The organism is Aquabacterium commune (genome assembly GCF_004362855.1).
Taxonomy (GTDB): Bacteria; Pseudomonadota; Gammaproteobacteria; order Burkholderiales; family Burkholderiaceae_C; genus Aquabacterium; species Aquabacterium commune.
In genome coordinates this window covers 187,385-205,237 of the sequence record NZ_SNXW01000002.1, presented here as the reverse complement: position 1 = coordinate 205,237, position 17,853 = coordinate 187,385, and the positions used below count along the sequence as shown (strand labels likewise).

At 68.4% G+C, this 17,853-nt stretch carries 17 protein-coding genes; 4 read left to right on the top strand and 13 right to left on the bottom strand.

Translation table 11 applies throughout. The features are described from left to right. Positions 1–40 precede the first annotated feature (40 nt). Both EV672_RS04750 and EV672_RS04745 read left to right on the top strand, forming a co-directional pair. Positions 41–421, top strand: coding sequence for a hypothetical protein (locus EV672_RS04750; protein WP_133606815.1), 381 nt, complete (start codon positions 41–43; stop codon positions 419–421). Continuing rightward, positions 406–1,017 carry a uracil-DNA glycosylase family protein gene (locus EV672_RS04745; RefSeq protein WP_133606813.1) on the top strand — a complete coding sequence of 204 codons (612 nt, stop codon included), beginning with the start codon at positions 406–408 and terminating at the stop codon, positions 1,015–1,017. The genes EV672_RS04750 and EV672_RS04745 overlap by 16 nt, the downstream gene beginning before the upstream one ends. Before the next feature lie 18 nt (positions 1,018–1,035). Here the strand turns inward: EV672_RS04745 and EV672_RS04740 are convergent, their stop codons facing one another. Next, complete coding sequence (locus tag EV672_RS04740; protein ID WP_133606811.1) at positions 1,036–1,455, bottom strand: HIT family protein; 420 nt, start codon at positions 1,453–1,455, stop codon at positions 1,036–1,038. Positions 1,456–1,487: 32 nt separating this feature from the next. Continuing rightward, positions 1,488–2,531: a CDP-6-deoxy-delta-3,4-glucoseen reductase gene (locus EV672_RS04735; RefSeq protein WP_133606809.1), complete on the bottom strand. Its 1,044-nt coding sequence runs from the start codon at positions 2,529–2,531 to the stop codon at positions 1,488–1,490. A gap of 92 nt (positions 2,532–2,623) precedes the next feature. On the opposite strand from EV672_RS04735, the gene EV672_RS04730 reads away from it, so the two are divergent. After that, positions 2,624–3,565 carry an NAD-dependent epimerase/dehydratase family protein gene (locus EV672_RS04730; protein ID WP_133606807.1) on the top strand — a complete coding sequence of 314 codons (942 nt, stop codon included), beginning with the start codon at positions 2,624–2,626 and terminating at the stop codon, positions 3,563–3,565. Positions 3,566–3,591: 26 nt separating this feature from the next. Here the strand turns inward: EV672_RS04730 and nth are convergent, their stop codons facing one another. The 9 genes from nth to EV672_RS04685 all read right to left on the bottom strand — a co-directional run bounded on the left by nth (position 3,592) and on the right by EV672_RS04685 (position 12,927). Continuing rightward, positions 3,592–4,227 (bottom strand): endonuclease III, encoded by a 636-nt coding sequence (gene nth, locus EV672_RS04725; RefSeq protein ID WP_133607351.1) that lies wholly within the window; start codon positions 4,225–4,227, stop codon positions 3,592–3,594. A 92-nt stretch (positions 4,228–4,319) separates the two neighbouring features. Continuing rightward, a complete protein-coding gene (locus EV672_RS04720) occupies positions 4,320–4,844 on the bottom strand; it encodes a TPM domain-containing protein (protein WP_133606806.1) in 525 nt (174 codons plus the stop codon). Positions 4,845–4,890: 46 nt separating this feature from the next. Continuing rightward, positions 4,891–5,838, bottom strand: coding sequence for a TPM domain-containing protein (locus tag EV672_RS04715; protein WP_133606804.1), 948 nt, complete (start codon positions 5,836–5,838; stop codon positions 4,891–4,893). Between the two features lie 20 nt (positions 5,839–5,858). Further along, on the bottom strand, positions 5,859–6,479 hold the full coding sequence (locus EV672_RS04710; protein WP_133606802.1) for a LemA family protein: 621 nt from the start codon (positions 6,477–6,479) through the stop codon (positions 5,859–5,861). Positions 6,480–6,550: 71 nt separating this feature from the next. Beyond that, positions 6,551–6,772, bottom strand: coding sequence for a hypothetical protein (locus EV672_RS04705; protein ID WP_133606800.1), 222 nt, complete (start codon positions 6,770–6,772; stop codon positions 6,551–6,553). 160 nt (positions 6,773–6,932) lie between these two features. After that, positions 6,933–7,742 (bottom strand): PEP-CTERM sorting domain-containing protein, encoded by an 810-nt coding sequence (locus tag EV672_RS04700; protein WP_133606798.1) that lies wholly within the window; start codon positions 7,740–7,742, stop codon positions 6,933–6,935. Between the two features lie 35 nt (positions 7,743–7,777). After that, positions 7,778–10,735 carry an ExeM/NucH family extracellular endonuclease gene (locus EV672_RS04695; RefSeq protein ID WP_133606796.1) on the bottom strand — a complete coding sequence of 986 codons (2,958 nt, stop codon included), beginning with the start codon at positions 10,733–10,735 and terminating at the stop codon, positions 7,778–7,780. A 180-nt stretch (positions 10,736–10,915) separates the two neighbouring features. Next, on the bottom strand, positions 10,916–11,575 hold the full coding sequence (gene rsxB, locus EV672_RS04690) for an electron transport complex subunit RsxB (protein ID WP_133606794.1): 660 nt from the start codon (positions 11,573–11,575) through the stop codon (positions 10,916–10,918). A 95-nt stretch (positions 11,576–11,670) separates the two neighbouring features. Beyond that, complete coding sequence (locus EV672_RS04685) at positions 11,671–12,927, bottom strand: polyhydroxyalkanoate depolymerase (protein WP_133606792.1); 1,257 nt, start codon at positions 12,925–12,927, stop codon at positions 11,671–11,673. Positions 12,928–13,241: 314 nt separating this feature from the next. Between EV672_RS04685 and EV672_RS04680 the strand changes: the two genes are divergently transcribed. Continuing rightward, entirely contained in the window at positions 13,242–14,765 is a 1,524-nt protein-coding gene (locus EV672_RS04680; protein ID WP_166643450.1) for a galactose oxidase early set domain-containing protein, read from the top strand. A 179-nt stretch (positions 14,766–14,944) separates the two neighbouring features. Here the strand turns inward: EV672_RS04680 and EV672_RS04675 are convergent, their stop codons facing one another. Both EV672_RS04675 and EV672_RS04670 read right to left on the bottom strand, forming a co-directional pair. Further along, positions 14,945–15,562, bottom strand: coding sequence for a PEP-CTERM sorting domain-containing protein (locus EV672_RS04675; RefSeq protein ID WP_208110708.1), 618 nt, complete (start codon positions 15,560–15,562; stop codon positions 14,945–14,947). Positions 15,563–15,594: 32 nt separating this feature from the next. Beyond that, the gene (locus EV672_RS04670) at positions 15,595–17,838 is read right to left on the bottom strand and encodes a PhoX family protein (protein ID WP_133606786.1); all 2,244 of its coding nucleotides are present in this window, start codon (positions 17,836–17,838) and stop codon (positions 15,595–15,597) included. Between the last annotated feature and the right edge of the window lie 15 nt (positions 17,839–17,853).

Here is a 17,853-nt window from a genome sequence, read left to right as displayed (position 1 = left end):
GCCGGCCTGGTGCAGAGGCAGCCTGACTGACAATGCCCCCATGACCGACATCCGCCGCTCCCGCCGCATCCTCATCGCCTGGCTGATCGCCTACGCCGCCCTCGGCCTGCTGGGCGGCCTCACCGGCATCGGGCAGCGCGACGAGCAGGCCTTCAGCTTCATCGCCGGCGTGCCGACCATGGTCTTCATCTACCTGTGGTGCCGCACCGAATCGCTGGAGCGCGGCGCGCTGCCACGCTCGGGCCTGACGATGTTCGCCGCCCTGGTTGCGCCCCTGGGCGTGCCTTTCTACCTGTGGCGCACGCGGCCCACGGCCGGGGCCGCGTTCAAGGCCATCGGGGGTGCGTTGGCGTTCTACCTGCTGGCGTCGGTGGTGCTCGGTGGGTTCGAATCACTGGGCATGGCATGGCGCAAGGAGTGAACCCGGCAGACCTGCTGGCGCAAGTGCGCGCCTGCACCCTGTGCGCGCTCCACCTGCCGCTGGGTCCGCGGCCCGTGCTGCAGCACCACCCCGATGCGCGCATCCTCATCGCCGGACAGGCACCGGGCCGCAAGGTGCATGCGAGCGGCGTGCCTTTCGACGATGCCAGCGGCGAGCGCCTGCGCGCCTGGCTGGGCCTGGGGAAAGAGGCGTTCTACGACCCGCGCCAGGTGGCGATCCTGCCCATGGGTTTCTGTTTTCCCGGCACGGGCAAGTCGGGTGATCTGCCGCCGCGGCCTGAGTGCGCTGTGACCTGGCGCGTGCCCCTGTTGGCGGGTTTGCACAGCCTGCGGCTGACGTTGGTGCTGGGGCAGCACGCGCAGGCCTGGCACCTGCCCACGCCGGCTGGCGAAGCGGCCCAGGGCGTCACCGCGCAGGTGCAGGCCTGGCGCGAGCGCCTGCAAGGGCCGGGGCCGCACACCTTGCCGCTGCCCCATCCCAGCCCGCGCAACAACCTCTGGCTGCAGCGCAACCCCTGGTTCACGCAGGACGTGCTGCCGGCCTTGCAGGCGCGGGTGAAGGCGGCGCTGGCTTAGGCCAGGGGCACGCGGGGTTCAGCCCAGCGCGGCCGTGATCTTCTCGGCCAGGCCCAGCAGGTGGGCGCGGTCGGCCATCACGGCGGCGTGCGGCTTGCGCAGGTCGGCGATCGAGCCCGGGATCACGTGGATGTGGAAGTGCGGCACGGTCTGGCCGGCCTCGGGGCCATTGAGCTGCATCAGCACGATGCCCTCGGCGCCCAGGCCTTTCTTTTGCGCATTGCCGATGCGGCGCACCGTGGCCATGCAGGCGGCAGCGGCTTCGTCGGAGAGCTCGAACAGCGTCGTGGCGGGCTCCTTGGGGATCACCAGGGCGTGGCCATCGGTCTGCGGCATGATGTCCATGAAGGCCAGGGTGAGGTCGTCCTCGTACAGCTTGGTGCAGGGGATCTCGCCGCGCAGGATCTTGGCGAAGATGTTGTTCGTGTCGTAGGCCATGGGGTGTCCTCGGGGTGGGGCGTTCAGGGGGCTCAGTCGCCGTGTTTGTCGGCCTCGCTGGTGAAGGCGTCGGCGTAGAAGAACTCGTCGGGCAGCCTGGCCTGGGCGGTGAAGTCCTGGCGGGCGGCTTGCACCATCACGGGTGCGCCGCAAGCATAGACCTCGTGGCGTGACAGGTCCGGCCAATCGGCCAGCACGGCCTGGTGGACGAAGCCGGTGCGACCCGCCCAGGCATCTTGGGCTTGGGGCTCGGAGAGCACGGGCACGTAGCGCAGCCAGTCGCACTCGGCGGCCTGTTGCGCGGCCCAGTCGTGCAGGTAGAGGTCGGCGCGGCTGCGGCAGCCCCAGTACAGCACGGTGGGACGGGTGATGCCCTTGAAGCGCATGTGCTCGACGATGGCCTTGATGGGCGCCAAGCCCGTGCCCGAGGCCAGCAGCACGATGGGGCGCTCAGAGTCTTCGCGCAGGAAAAAGCTGCCGTGCGGGCCCTCGACGCGCAGGATGTCCTTGGGCTTCATCTCCCCGAAGACATGGTCGGTGAACAGGCCGCCGGGCAGGTGGCGGATGTGCAGCTCCATGCCGTTGACGCCGGCTTCCTTGACCAGGTGCGGCGCGTTGGCCATGGAGTAGCTGCGGCGCACGCCGTCTTTCAGGATGAACTCGATGTACTGGCCGGCGCGGAAGCCGAACTGGTGGGTGGCGGGCATCTGCAGGCGCAGCACCATGACATCTGGCGCGACGCGGGTCAGGCTGGTCACGCGGGTGGGCATCTTCACCACGGGGTGGTCGCCCAGGCCCACGACCTGGCGGGCTTCGATGACGAGGTCGGTCTGCGGCGTGGCGCAGCAGCTCAGCATCCAGCCGGCTTCCTCCTCGGCGGCGCTCAGGGCCTTGGCCTGGTGGGCACCGTGGATGACGCGACCCTCCAGCAGCTTGCACTTGCAGGAGCCGCAGGCGCCGTCCTTGCAGCCGTAGGGCAGGCCGATGCTGGCCGAGAGCGCGGCGCTCAGCACGGTCTCGTCGCGCTGCATGTCGAAGGTGCGGCCGCTGGGCTGGAGGGTGACCTGGAAACTCATGGAGGACCTTGGAGGGGGAAAGCGCCCGCAAACGCAGACAATCGAGGGCCGGATTTTCGCTCATCCCAGCTTCCCCTGGCCGGACCCCCGCCATGCACCAGCCGCCACCCCATCGCCACAGCCGCTTCCGCCGCAGCCGCATCCTCATCGTCGGGTGTGGTGACGTGGGCTTGCGCGCCGCACAGCGCTTGTTGCCGCGCTGCCGCGTGCTGGCGCTGACGTCTTCGCCCGAGCGCGTGGCCACCTTGCGCGCCGCGGGCATCACGCCCCTGCGCGGCAACCTCGACGACGCCCGCAGCCTGGCCCGCCTGGCCGCGCTGGCGCCGCGCGTGCTGCACCTGGCGCCGCCGCCGGGGCAGGGCGTGACCGACCCGCGCACCGCGCGTTTGCTGCGGGCCCTGGCGCGGCGCAGGGCGGGCCGGACGGGCCGTGATGGCAGCTTGCGCGCGCTGGTCTATGGCAGCACCAGCGGCGTCTATGGCGATGCGCAAGGTGCCTGGGTGGACGAGACCCGTGCCGTGGCCCCGGCCACCGACCGGGGGCGCCGCCGCGTCGATGCCGAGCGCCGCGTGCGGGCCTTCGGCCAGCGCCTGGCCCTGGGCCAGGGTGGGGCGGCCACCGTGCTGCGCATCCCCGGCATCTACGCGCTGGACCGCGAGGGCGGTGACCCGCGCGAGCGTGTGCGCAAGGGCTCGCCCGTGCTGAACGCGGCCGACGACGTTTTCACCAACCACATCCACGCCGACGACCTGGCCCGCGCCTGCGTGCTGGCGCTGTGGCGCGCGCGCCCGGGCCGTGCCTTGAACGTGTGCGACGACACCGAGCTGCGCATGGGCGACCACTTCGACCTCGTGGCCGACCGCTTCGGCCTGCCGCGGCCGCCGCGCCTGTCGCGCGCCGAAGCCGCCCAGGTGCTCAGCCCCATGCAGATGTCCTTCATGGGCGAGTCGCGCCGGCTGCACAACCAACGCATGAAGGACGAACTGGGCCTGGTGCTGCTGTACCCGACGGTGGCCGAGGGGCTGGGGCCCTGATATGAGCCGGGCCTGAGGGCGCTGTTTCAGGCGGGCGTCTTGGCCTTGTACCGGCACGCCGCGCTGACGCTGCATTCCCAGCAGCGCGGCTTGCGCGCCTGGCACACGTAGCGCCCGTGCAGGATCAGCCAGTGGTGGGCGTGCAGCATGAACTCGGGCGGGATGCGCTTGAGCAGCTTGAGCTCCACCGCCAGCGGTGTCTTGCCCACGGCCAGACCGGTGCGGTTGCCCAGGCGGAAGATGTGGGTGTCCACCGCCATGGTGGGCTCGCCGAAAGCGACGTTGAGCACCACATTGGCCGTCTTGCGGCCCACACCGGGCAGGGCCTCCAGGGCCTCGCGCGAGTGCGGCACCTCGCCGCCATGCTGCTCGACGAGGATGCGGCAGGTCTCCATCAGGTGGCGCGCCTTGCTCTTGTAGAGGCCGATGGTCTTGATGTGTTCGATCAGGCCGTCTTCGCCCAGGTCGAGGATGGCCTGCGGCGTATTGGCCACGGGGTAGAGCTTGGCCGTGGCCTTGTTGACGCCCACGTCGGTGGCCTGCGCCGACAGCAGCACGGCGGTCAGCAACTCGAAGGGCGTGGTGTAGGCCAGCTCGGTCTCGGGGTGCGGGTTGGCGGCTTGCAGCGTCGCGAAGAAGGCGTGGATCTGCTCGCGCGTCATCGCGGGGCTGGGCTTTTCTTCGGCTTGTTGGGCGGCGGTCATGGCCCACACCATAGCGCAAGCCCGGGGCTCATCCGTGGTTCATGCACGGCTCAGATCAGCACCACCGCATCGGGCAGTTCGTTGGGCCGCGGCAGGCCTTGCGGGGCCGGGTGGTGCTGGCGCAGCAGATCGCTGACCTGCGCGATGGCGGCCAGCAGGCCTGGCTCGGGCTGGCCTTGCCGCAGGGCGGCGCCCAGGCGGTCGGCCAGGGCCTGCCAGGTCTCGGGCGGCACGTGGGCCGACACGCCGCGGTCGGCCACCACCTCGATGCGCTGGTCGGCCAGCAGCAGGTAGATCAGCACGCCGTTGTTGTGCGCCGTGTCCCACACGCGCAGGGCGCTGAACAGGTCGAGGGCGCGCTGGCGGGCGCTTTGGCCCTGGCGCAGCGCCCCCCAGGGCAGGCCGGCTTCCACGCACAGGCGCAGCTCGCCCAGGTGGCGGGCTTCGCTGGCTTGCACGGCGGCTTCCAGTCGGGCACAGGCTGGGGCGGGCAGCAAGCGGCGCGCGTCGGCCGCGTCCAGCCAGAGGTGGCGCAGCGCGCGTGGCAGGTGTCGGGTCAGGGGCAGCGTGGCCATTGGGGGTGTCCTTGTGGAGTCCTTGTGCTTGGGGGGCGGGGTGCCATCACCAGCGGCCGGAAGCGCCGCCGCCACCGAAGTCGCCACCCCCGCCGGACGACCAGCCGCCGCCACCGCCGCTCCAACCACCGCCACCTGAGCCACTGCCGAAGCCACCCGGTGGCCCGAAGCCGCCATGCCCGCCACGGCCACCCTTGCCCATGGCCAGCGCCAGCACCGCGGCCATCGCGCCACCGAAGGCGCCCAGCAGCAGGCTGGCCGTGAGCAGCCAGACGATGCCCCCGCCAATGGCGCCGGTGAACACCGCGCCGAGCTTGCGCCCGAACACCGCGCCCAGCACGCCCGAGACGATGGGGATGCCGATGAGGCCGAACACGATGAGCTGGTTCAGATCGAAACCCTGGCCACGCGCTGCGGTCGCCTCCGGTGCCGGCAGCTTCTCGCCGGTGACGAGCGCCATCAGCCGGTCCACGCCCGCGTTGAGCCCGCCCGCGACGTCACCGCGGCGAAAAGCCGGCGTGATGGCCTGCTCGATGACGCGGCTGGCGGCCAGGTCGGGGATGGCGCCTTCCAGCGCCTTGGCCACCTCGATGCGCACGCGGCGGTCCTGCAGGGCCACCACGATGAGCAGACCGTCGCCGACCTGCTTGCGCCCGATCTTCCAGGTGTCGCCCACCCGCTGGGCGTAGGCCGCGATGTCTTCGGGCTGGGTGGTGGGCACCAGCAGCACGACCAATTGCGTGCCGCGCTGGGCCTCGAACTGGCCGAGCTTGGCCTCCAGCGCCTGGGCCTGATCGGCCGAAAGCCCCTGGGCCTGGTCGATGACATGGCCCGTGAGCGCTGGCACCGGCTGCACACCGCCGTCGGCGCTGGCCTGCGCCCACGCGGGTGCTGTGCCCAGCATCCCCGCACCGAGCACCCCACCCAGCAGCACACCGAGCGCCACGTTGATGCACAGCGCGGCAGCCCAGGCCCAGGTCCTGGCCCACGGCATTCGCCAGCCCAGGCGCGACATCACTTCTTGTCGAAGTTGACGGCAGGCGGCTGCGAAATCTGCGCCTCGTTTTGCACCGTGAAGCTGGGCTTGGCGCTGTAGCTGAAGGCCATGGCCGTCAGGTTGGAGGGGAAGCTGCGCACCTTGACGTTGTAGTCCTGCACCGACTGGATGTAGCGGTTGCGCGCCACGGTGATGCGGTTCTCGGTGCCTTCAAGCTGCACACGCAGGTCCTGGAAGCCCTGGTTGGCCTTCAGGTTGGGGTAGTTCTCGGTCACCACCAGCAAGCGCGACAGCGCGCCCGACAGCTCGCCCTGGGCCTGCTGGAACTTGTTGAAGGCCTCGGGGTTGTTGACCAGCTCCGGCGTGGCCTGGATGCTGGTGGCCTTGGCGCGGGCCTCGACGACCTTGGTCAGCGTTTCCTGCTCGAAGTTGGCCTCGCCCTTGACGGTGGCCACGATGTTGGGCACCAGGTCAGCACGGCGCTGGTATTGGTTGAGCACCTCGGCCCAGGAGGCCTTGGTCTGCTCGTCGAGGCGTTGGAAATCGTTGTAGCCGCAGCCGCTGAGCGGCACGGTCAGCGCGGTGCCCAGGCCCACGGTGAGGGCGAGGGAGGCCAGGCGGTGGGAAAGACGGGGCATCTCTGAACCTTTCTGCTGTGTGCAGCCAGTGTGCATGACAGACGAGACAGATGAGGATGCGCTGCCGCAGTTCAAGCCGCTTGAGACAGGTCAAGCAAGCGGCACGACAGGATCTGGTGCGCTCGCGAACGGGGGTAGCGGTCCCGCACGATGTGGATGGCGCCCATGGGCGTGTCGGCCATCACCTTGAGCACGCGTTTGACGGCTTGGCTGGACGGCGTGATCACGACCAGGGTCGAGACCTCGAACAGACGCAGGGCAGGCTCGATGGCCAGGTTCATCAGGGCACGCATGATGCTCTCCAGGGTGCGGAACAGGCCGAATGCGCCTGCTCGCCAACTGAGGATGCATTTTGCGAGCCAGCCGTGACACCGCGGTGACCCCCGGATCGAGGGTTTCCCTCGGGCCTGGCTCGCTCGGGTGCGTGACGTGTGTCACACACCCGGCAGGTGATCAACCCTGGCGGCGGCGCAGGGTGCTCAGGCCGATCACGCCGAGTGCGACCAGCAGCAGGGCGACCGAGGCGGGCTCGGGAACGGCAGCGGCCTGGACGGTCACGTTCTGGATGGCCAGCAGGGTGGTGCCGGAGGCGTCCACCATGTCGTTCACGCCCCAGCCCAGGCGGGCGGTGCCACCGGTCGCCGCGGTGAAGCTGAAGGTGTTGAGGCCCGTGACGCGCCAGCCGTCAGAGCCGGTCATGAGGGCCAGCGTGCCGATGTTGCCCAGTTGGGTCTGGGTCACGGTGGCGGCCTGCTGCGGGTCGGCGGCCAGGCTGAAGGCCATCCAGGCGCTGTCGTTGACGCTGTCGCCATTGCCGGCGAAGGCGTCGCGGGTCAGCACTTGCCAGGTGAAGCTGATGGTGTCACCAGCGTTCAGGAAGAAGCTCTGTGCTGCCGATGAGGCTTCGACGGCATCGTCGGCACCTGTGGCAGAAGCGAAAGCACCGGTGGACAGGCCCAGGTTGGCTTCGGCGCCGTTGGCCTGTGCGGCCAGCACGACGTCGGTGCCCGACACGTTGTAGGCACCTGCGGCGGAGGGGGTGTCGTCCTCGTTGTTCAGGCTGGCCGTGCCAAGCACCAGGGTGGTGCCGCCGCCGAAAAAGTGGCCCGCGGCGGGGCCGGTGACCACGGCAACGTCACCGACGGTGGACCAGTGGTCCAGGCCGGTGCCAAAGCTGCCGTTTTGCAGCGGGGCGGCGTGGGCGCTGACAGCCGCCAGGGTGGCCGAAGCCAGGGCGATGCGGGAGAGGGTGGTGAACTTCATGGTGGTGTTCCGTTGCGTGTCGGTGTGCGGGTGGCTCACAGCAGCAGATCGCGGCTGGCGACGATCTGCGCTGCGCTCACGCCCCTGATCAGGACCAGGGCGATCGGCGAGGAAGCGCCGGCCGCGCCGTCGGTGTCGATGCGGATTTCGACGCCAGCAGCGGTGTCGATCAGGCGAACGTGGCCGCTGGCGATCAGGTCGCCGGAGGCGCCGTGGCTGGTGCGCAGGGTGTTGGCGATGGCCTTCAGGTCCAGCTTGTCGGTGCCGGCGGCGAAGTCGGTGATGGTGTCGCGACCGTCGCGGATGTCGTTGAAGACGAACACGTCGGCGCCAGCGCCACCGGTCAGGGTGTCGGCACCGGCCAGGCCGGTGATGCGGTCGTCGCCAGCGCTGCCCGTCAGGGTGTCACGGCCAGCAGTGCCCGTGATGGCCTTCACCAGGTTCAGGCCCACGACCACGGGGTCGTGGTCAGACGAACGGAACGGCGTGGCGGTGTAGTAGTCCGGGTTGCAGGTGGCGCACACGGGCTGCTTGAACTCGACGTTATAGTCGATCACGCTGGGCTCGTCGGCATTGATGTGCCAGTGCACCACGTTGGTGGCCACATTGCGCAGGCCAGCGGTGGCCAGGGCGTGGTCGAGGTAGCCGGCTTCGCCGTCGAAGACATAGGAGTAGTCGCTGCTGCCGCTGAACTCAGCGATCATGTCGCTCATGCCGTTGCTGGTCAGCGTGCGGATTGGGTCTTCCTTGCCGTAGGCGTTGAGGTCGCCGATGACCAAAGCGCCTCGTGCGTTGGTCGAAGCTTGCAGGTCCTGCACGAAGGTCAGCAGGCGATTGGCTTGCTCGGTGCGCAGGCCGTTCCAGCAGCCCTGACCGTCACCCTTGTCGCCGTTGCTGACATCGGTGGACGCCGGGCAGCTGCCCTTGGACTTGAAGTGGTTGACCACGACCGTGAACTTCTCGTTGTTGGGCAGTGCGAAGGTCTGGGCCAGGGGCGGGCGGTTGTGGGTGGCGTCTGTGTCTGCGACGGCATTGCCGTTGAGCGTCAGCGAAGCCGGCTTGTAGATCATGGCCACGCGGATGGCGTCGGTGCCGGTGCCTGTGCCACCGATGGCGGGGTAGAAGGCCGTGGGCACGTTGACGGTGGCGTAGGTGCCGGCACCCAGCTTGGCGTTGAGCGCATCCACCAGGTTCTGCACGGCGGTGTTGCCGTTGTTCTGGATCTCCATCAGGCCGACCACGTCGGCGTTGATGGCCGAGATGGCTTCGACAATTTTGGCGCGCTGGCGGGTGAACTCGGCCAGGCTGTCGGCACCGCGGCAGTTGGCTGCAGACACGGCGCCACCCAGAGAGCAGCCCTGGCCGCTGCCACCGGCGGCGGTCGCGCCGTTGGTGAAGGTGGTGAAGTAGTTCAGCACATTGAAGCTGGCCACCTTCAGGTTGCCACCGACGGTGGGCGGCGTGAACGTGCGCGGGTTGGCGCGCGTGAAGGTCAGGGGCTGCGTCGGGTGGACCTTGTAGCTGGCCAGGCCGGCGTTGCTGCTGGTGCTCAGGCCGTAATCGATCACGCCGGTGATGCTGTCAACCGTGTCGCCAGCGCGCAGGGTGTTGTCGGCGGCGAAGTAGGGCGTTGGGTTGACGTTCTGGGCCGAGGTGCCGTCGTCCAGCAGGATCTGGCGCTGGGCGTTGCTGGCGGTCAGGCTGATGGCGTCGGCCGAGCCTGCGGGGAAGATGTTGGTTGGCTTGACCAGACGGCCACCCGAGGACAGCGTGACCTGGCCATAGCGGCCCTGGAAGAAGTTCTGCGAGGCGGTCAGCTGCGTGTTGATCGTCACCAGCATGCCTTCGACGGCTTCCAGCTCGGCCTGGGTGGCCGGCAGGGTGATGACGGTGGGGTTGACCACGTTGCCGCTGCTCACCACGGTGATGCCGGTGGGAGCGGTCAGTTCGGTGACGGTGCGACCCAGGGTCAGGCTGTTGGTGGCTGCGCCGGTGTTGAACTCGGCGACCGTGCCGGTCAGCGTGATGGCCTGGCCGACGGAGACGGTGGGGGCGGTGCTGGTGAAGACCAGGATGCCGTCGGAGGTGGCGGGGTTGCCATCGCCCACGGGGTCTTGCAGGAAGAAGCCGTTGTTGGTGACCTTGGTGACCACACCCGAGGTCGTGACCGACTGGCCCACCAGGGCGCTGGTGTTGCCGCTGCCCTGGATCTGCGAGATCGGGGTGAGGGTGCCGGGTGCCGGCGTCGGAGCCGGGGTGGGCGAAGGGGTCGGCGACGGCGTGGGCGATGGTGTAGGCGACGGCGAAGTGCCATCGCACAGGTTCAGCGCGCTCAGGCTGTTGCGCGGCACGGGGGCGGACGCCACGGTGAAGTCGGCAGCGTTGTTGTCGGTGTCGGTGCAGCCATTGTTGTTGCGCACGGCGGCCTTCGCCGAATCCAGAACCCCCGTCGCTGTGCCTTCGCTCAGTGAAACCGTGCCGTAGCCCACCAGGTCAATGATCTGGGCCTGCTGGCTCGCCGTGCAGGCCAGGGCGGTGGCGCCACACGCCAGGGCCGAGGTGCCCGACACCAGGGCGAACTTGCCGTTGCTGGCCGAGGCTGCGGTGCTGCCGTTGATGTCAGCCGTGGGCAGGTTGGGCCCCAGGCTGCCTGCGGCCAGGGCCACCAGAGCGTACTGACCAGGTGCCAGGGAGGTGACTGTGCCTGTGCCCAGGTTGGTCACGCCGTTGAAGTTGCCGGTGGCGGCTGCGTATTGCAGGCTGAGGCCCACCAGGCTGACGTTGCTGCTGCCGGCGTTGAACAGTTCGACGTAGTCTTGCTTGTAGGCGGGGCTGCCACCTGTCGCACCGCCACCGCCGTACACCTGGCTGATCACCAGGCCGCTGCTCGACGCATGGGCCATGCCGGCCAGGCTCAGGGCCAGGGCCACGCACACGGGGCGCAACGGATAAGTGGACGGCGAAGGGGTGCGGAGCTTGGCGGACGAGCGCATGACAGACCTCGGTGTTCAGGAAACCGCCAAGTGTGGGTGCCGGCGATGTCATGGGCCCAAGGTGGCATGGCCAGCCAGGTAGGCTGCTTGGCTCATGCTGGATGTCACTGTCCTGTTTCACCGTGGTCCCGCTTGCCGCTTGCCGTGTGTCCGGTCGGGGACACGCGGTGAGGCAGGGGCCTAGCCCTGCCTGCGCGCCCGAGCGCGCGCCAGGGCCGCCTCGATGACCGCCCGTTTGGCGTCCAGCTCGGTGGGTTCCGTCAGCTTGGATGCCTCGGTCAAGTGGGCCAGCTTGTGCTCGGCCTTGGCCTGCAGTCGGGTCTCGTGCTCGGCTTGCGCGCGCACCAGGCGCACGGCGCGCCAGCCATGGCGTTCACGGGCCGCATCGGCCTGGGGCTGGGACCAGGCGGCCCAGCCCGTGGGTGCGACCGCGCCAGCGTGGGCGGGCACGAGAGAAATGCAATCCACCGGGCACACCGGCACGCACAGCTCGCAACCGGTGCAGTCGGCCTCGATCACGGTGTGCATGTGCTTGTTCGTGCCGATGATGGCGTCCACCGGGCAGGCCGCGATGCACAGCGTGCAGCCGATGCACCAGGCCTCGTCGATCACGGCCAGCGTGCGCGGGCCTTCGGTGCCGTGCGCAGCGCTCAGCGGCTGTTCGGGCAGGCCGGTGAGCGCAGCCAGGCGGCGCACGCCCTCGGCGCCCCCAGGCGGGCATTGGTGGATGCCGGCTTCGCCCGCGGCGATGGCACGCGCGTAGGCGGCGCAATCGGGGTAGCCGCAGCGCGTGCACTGCGTCTGCGGCAGCAGGGCGTTGATCTGGTCGGCGTCGGGCATGGTGGCGCGCCAGTGTACAAGCCCCGCCGCCGTGTGCACAGTGCACGGGCGAGCGGGGCTTGTGGTGGTCAGTGACCGCCCGCGGGCGTGGCGCTTTACTTGTTGTGCGACAGGATGAAGGCGCGGATTTCCGGGTAAGCCTTCTCGCGCCAGCGGCGGCCCGAGAAGATACCGTAGTGGCCGGCGCCGATCACGTCGTAGTGCTTCTGGCGGGTCTTGGGGATGCCGGTGCACAGCTCGTGCGCAGACTTGGTCTGGCCGGCGCCGGAGATGTCGTCCAGCTCACCTTCGACCGTCAGCAGCGCCGTGGTCTTGATGTCGGCCGGCTTGACCAGCTCTTCCTTGCCCTTGGCGTTGCGGACCTTCCAGGTGCCGTTGACCAGGGCGAAGTCCTGGAACACCGTCTTGATGGTGTCCAGGTAGTACTCGGCGGGCATGTCCAGCACGGCGTTGTACTCGTCGTAGAACTGGCGGTGGGCGTCGGCGCTGTCATCGTCACCGCGCACCAGGTCGAGGAAGTAGTCGTAGTGCGAGGTGGCGTGGCGGTCGGGGTTCATCGCCACGAAGCCGGTGTGCTGCAGGAAGCCGGGGTACACGCGGCGACCAGCGCCGGGGTAGTTCGGCGGCACACGGTAGATCACGTTGTTCTCGAACCATTCGAACGACTTGTTCATGGCCAGGTTGTTCACGGCGGTCGGCGAGCGACGCGCATCGATGGGGCCACCCATCATGGTCATGGTGCGCGGCGTGGCTTCACCGCGGCTGGCCATCAGCGAGACGGCAGCGAGCACGGGCACCGTGGGCTGGCACACCGAAATCACGTGCACATCGGGGCCGACCTTGCGGATGAAGTCCTGGACGTAGTTGATGTAGTCGTCCAGGTGGAAGGCACCTTCTTCGAGCGACACCATGCGGGCGTCGATCCAGTCTGTGATATAGACCTTGTGGTCCTGCAGCAGGGTGCGCACCGTGTCGCGCAGCAGAGTGGAGTGGTGGCCCGACAGCGGCGCGACCACCAGCACCGAGGGCTGGTTGCGCATCTTGTCCAGCAGGGCGGCGTTGTCCGTGAAACGCTTGAAGCGCAGCAGGCGGCAGAAGGGCTTGGCCTCGACCACCTGTTCCTGGATCACCACCTCGGTGCCATCCACGTGGACCTTGTTGATGCCGAACTCGGGCTTCTCGTATTCCTTGGTCAGGCGGTGCATCAGGTCGAAGCCGGCCGAGACGCGGTGCGCCGACGGGATCTGCGCCAGGGCGGACAGGGGGTTGCTGTAGAGCTTCGACGCGGCGCTGGCGAATTCAGAGAAGGGGCTGATCCAGGCGCGGTTGGTTTCGTAGATTTGGTAAAGCATGAGCGGTGACCTTTGATCGCGAGGGTGCCACGGGGGCTGCATGGGGGGCTTGACGGGTGCCATCAAGGCCATGGTGCAGTGCAGCATAGTGCAGATTCTTCATCTTTGCACAGGGGGCTGACCCGCAAGACGCGCAACAAGGCCTTTCGCACCGTGCAATTTGCCGGCTTTCGGTGACGAGCCTGTTTCTGCTTTGAGGGGGGTATTGGGTGTCATCGCGGGAGGGCTTGACCGAGAGCGTCGGGCTTTGCGCCATCCGTCACGGTGATGATGTAACGTGATGTATTGCACACATGAACCACAGGAAGGCACCCATGCACCCATCCACCGAGCGCGCTGGCGAGCGCCACCCTCGCCACCCAGGGCGCGTCAAGCCACTGGCACTGTCGGCACTGGCCTTGGTCCTGTCTGCGGGCAGCCTTGGCGCGCAGGCTGCGCTGGACACCTACCTGCGCGGCTCGTTCTCCGCCGTGGTCAATTGGCCACTCATTCCGATGCACGTCGTGCTGTTGCCCGATGGCCGCGTCATGAGCTACGGTTCGGACGGCCAGGGCAACCAGACCGGGCAGTTCACCTATGACGTCTGGGACCCGAGCAAAGGCACGGCCGCCGCGTCCCACCTGACCTTGCCCAACACCACGGGCACCGACACCTTCTGCAGTGGCCAGATCGTGCTGCCCGCCAGCGGTGCCGTGCTGCTCACCGGGGGTGACAAAACCGTCAACGGCGTTCGCAACTACTCCGTCAACGACGTCAACCTCTTTGACTGGCGCACCAACAGCCTGTACTCGGCCCAACAGCCCATGGCCTTCCTGCGCTGGTACCCGACCGTGCTGACCACCGCTGCCGGCGAGGTGCTGGTGCTGGGCGGCCGCGCCGACCCCAACACGCCGGCCCCGACGCCCGAGGCTTACACCGAAGGCGTGGGCTGGCGCAGCCTGACCTCGGCCATCAGTGACGACGCCTATGGCATCCGCAACTGGAGCTACCCACGCGCCTGGCAGGCGCCCAACGGCAAGGTCTTCATTGCCACGATCTGGGGCGGCACCTACTACCTGGACCCGGCCGGCACGGGCAAGATCGAGGCCACCCCGCTGGCGCTCAGCGAGGGCGATGTGTACCTGCCCAGCGTGATGTACAGCCCGGGCAAGATCCTGGCGTTGCGCAAGTTCAACAAGGCGGTGGTGGTGGACATCACCGGTGCCGCGCCCAAGGCGACGCGGGTGGCCGGTGTCGGCCAGGACCGTTACCACGCCTCCGCCACGGTGCTGGCCGACGGCAAGGTGTTCGTCGATGGCGGTTCGATGGTGTCCAACGTCGCCAACGGTGTGGCCTACACCGCCAAGATCTGGAACCCGGCGACCAATGGCTGGAGCAACGCTGCCACCGCGGCCAAGATGCGCCTGTACCACTCGGCGTCGCTGCTGTTGCCAGATGGTCGGGTGCTGACAGCGGGCGGTGGCGCGCCGGGGCCAGTCACCAACCTCAACGCCGAGATCTACACGCCGCCCTACCTGTACAAGCAGGACTGGACCGCCACCCTGGCCACTCGCCCGGTGATCACCTCGGCGCCGACCACGGCGGCCTGGGGCAGCACGGTGCCCGTGACGCTGAACGCCAGCGGCGTCAGCAAGGTCACCCTGGTCAAGACGGGGTCGGCCACCCACACGGTGGACTTCGACCAGCGCTTCCTGAACCTGGCCTACACCGCATCGGGCACGAAGGTGAACGTGACTTTGCCGGCGTCGGCCAGGGTCGCACCGCCGGGCAACTACATGCTGTTCGTGTTCAACAGCGCTGGCGTGCCGTCGGTGGCGCGCATCGTGAAGCTGGGTTGAAGGTGGCGTGACAGCGGTGGCCTGAGGGCCCCGCGGGACGCCCAGTCAAAGGCAGCAAGTCAAAAGCACCAAGTCAAAGGCCCCTCACTGCGCAAGCGGCGAGGGGCCTTGTCACGTTCGCTCTGCATCTGACGGGCACCCGAAGCGCGCCCTCGCGGGGAGCGCTTCAGTGCCGCAGATCAGGCCTGACGGCGACGGGCGGCGAAGCCAACCACGCCCAGGGCAGCGGCCAGCAGGGCCAGCGAGGTGGGCTCGGGCACGGCGGCCACGTTGTCAACCACAGCGCCCACGCCGGTGAAGCGCACCGAAGCGATGTCGGTGCTGTTGCGCAGGAAGCCGATGGTCGTGCCTTCGTCGTAGCTGTCGATGCCCAGCGAGGACGCGAAGGTGACCGTGGTGGACTCCAGCAGCGCGCCGCCCAGGCCGAAGGCCTCGACCAGCAGCGAGCCGCCACCGTTGTGGCTCACGAAGGCGCTCACGCCAGAGCGCAGCGAGTCGAAGGTGAAGTACAGCGAGCCATTGGTGCCAGAGGCAGCGAAGCCGTTGAGGCCGAAGCTCCAGGCGCCGTTGGTGCCCAGGTCGCGAACGGCGGGCGAGAGTTCGGCGTCGTAGTCGGCGCCGAGGCTCACACCTTGGCCGAGGTTGACACCGCCGTCGGCGATGACGAAGCCGTCAAAGTTCTCGAAGCCGATGACGGTGGCGCCAGCGATGCTGTCCAGCGAGGTGGTGATGACGGCGGCCTGGGCCGACACGGAGGCAGCCATCAGGGCGGCTGCGGCGATCAGGTTGAATTTCATGTTGAACATCCTTGTGTTGAGTCCCGGGCCGATCACGAACCGATGATGCCGCCGTCGTCCTTGGTGATGACCACCACGGAAGAGCGCGGGCGGCCAGCGGGCAGTGCGGTGACGCCGTCGGCTTCCACGGCCCACTGGTTTTGCGGCCAGTTCGAGAACTGGATCGGGTTGCCGGAGAGGGCGTCTTCACCGGGGTGCTGGATGCCAACCCACATCGTCTTGCCGTCCGGGGTCATGGTCACGCCGGTGACTTCGCACTTGTTGGGTGCTGTCATGAAGCGGCGGGTCTCGCCCGTGTTGGGGTCGGCGCACACCATCATGTTGCCGCCGATGTTGATGAAGTCGCCAGAGCCGTCACCGACCTGGTCGGTCTGCACCCACAGGCGGCCGAACGGATCGAACCACAGGCCGTCGGGCGCACCGTAGTCGGCGCTGCCGTTGGGGGCGTCAACGATGTTGCCCTGGTAGTTGGCCGTGCCGGTGTAGGTCGAACCCAGCGTCTTGGTGGTGATGCTGTCGCCGGCCTGGGCGAAGATGTCCCAACCGAAGGACGTGGCGGTGACTGTCTTGCCGGTTTCGCGCCAGCGGATGATGTGACCGAAGTCGTTGTCGGCGCGGGGGTTGGCGGCGTCAACGGGCGGGTTGGCCGAGGCGGCTGCCGTGCTGCCATCGGCGGCGTTGGCGGCGGGCGCCGAAGCCGTCGGGGCGTTGCCGCGGCGGTTGTTGTTGGTCAGGGTGCAGTACACCTCGACCTCGTCGAAGCCACCGATGCGGGGGCGGGCGCCGGTCCACTCGGGGCGGTCCATCATGGTGGCGCCCACAGCGTCGGCGGCCATGCGGGTCTTGATCAGGATCTTGGCCTTGACTTCGGCGTCATTGGCGCCCGCGAAGTTGGGGTTGTCGCGCAGTGCCTGGCCGTTCACGCCGATGGTGTCGGGCTCCAGAGCCAGCCACTGGCCGCTCAGGTTGGCGTCGAAGCGGGCCACGTAGAGCGTGCCGCTGTCCAGCAGGTCGCGGTTGGCGGCCTTGTTGGTGGGGTTGAACTTGCCAGCGCACACGAACTTGTAGATGTACTCGTTGCGCTCGTCGTCGCCCATGTAGAAGGCCACGTTGTTCTGGCTGTCCACCACGAACTGGGCGCTCTCGTGCTTGAAGCGGCCCATGGCGGTGCGCTTGACGGGCACCGAGCGGGGGTTGTAGGGGTCGATCTCGACCACCCAGCCGAACAGGTGTGGCTCGTTGGGGTTCTTGACGGGGTCGAAGCGCTCGTCGTTCTTGTGCCAGTTGTAAACGCCAAAGCCCGCGCTGCTGATGCCGTAGCGGCGGTTCAGCTTGCCGACTTCGGTGGCCGTCGAGGTGGGCACGGCGCTGTCGCTGGAGAAGTTGCCGTTGAAGTTTTCTTCGCAAGCCAGGTAGGTGCCCCAGGGCGTGATGCCGTGGGCGCAGTTGTTGATGGTGCCGTTGGCGGTGAGGCCGTTGGTCGTGCCGCCGGTTGCGACGCTGCCGGTGTCCGTGATGGTGTAGGCCTTGGCCTTCATCAGGGCGTGGCCTGCGGCCGGGCCGGAGATGCGGCAGGGCGTGTTGGCGGTGATGCGACGGCCGTAGGGCGAGCTCTTGACCACCGACCACTTGCCGTTGACGCGGCGGGCCTCGACGAGCGACACGCCGTGGGCGTTCTGGGACTTGCGGGTCTTGTCGATCGTGTAGTTGCCGCCGGCGATGTTCTGGCCGTCGGTGAACAGGATGTCTTCGTGCGTGTACTCGTTGTTCACGGCCAGCACGCCACGGTCGCTCAGCGGCGCGCCGTTGGTGCCTGCGAACGGGAAGAAGTGCATGCCGTCGTTGTGCATGCCGAACTGCTTGGCTTGCTGTGCGGCGGTTTCCGATGCGGTGCCGGTGAAGGCGGTGCCGCCGGGCATGATGGCGTCGCCCCAGGACACGAAGACCTGGGCGGTGTAGCCGGCGGGAACGGTGATGCGGTCCACCGTCGATGTGGCCGAGCCGCCTTGCGACACATTCAGCGCGCGGGTGTTGGCAGGCACGCTCTCAAAGCCGATGCCAGGGAAGCCCAGCGTGGCGGGCGTTGGGGCGGCTTGGACGGTGTTGACCAGACCGCCGAGGGTCAGACCACCGGCGGAGGCCAGGGCGGTGGCGCTCAGGCCGGTCTTGATGAACTGGCGACGGCTGGCCTCGACGGCGTCGATGACGTCGCGGATGGAGGGGACGGACGACTGGGACAGCGTCACGTCATTGGTGGGATGGGAAGCACCCTTCATCGAAATCTCCGGTGG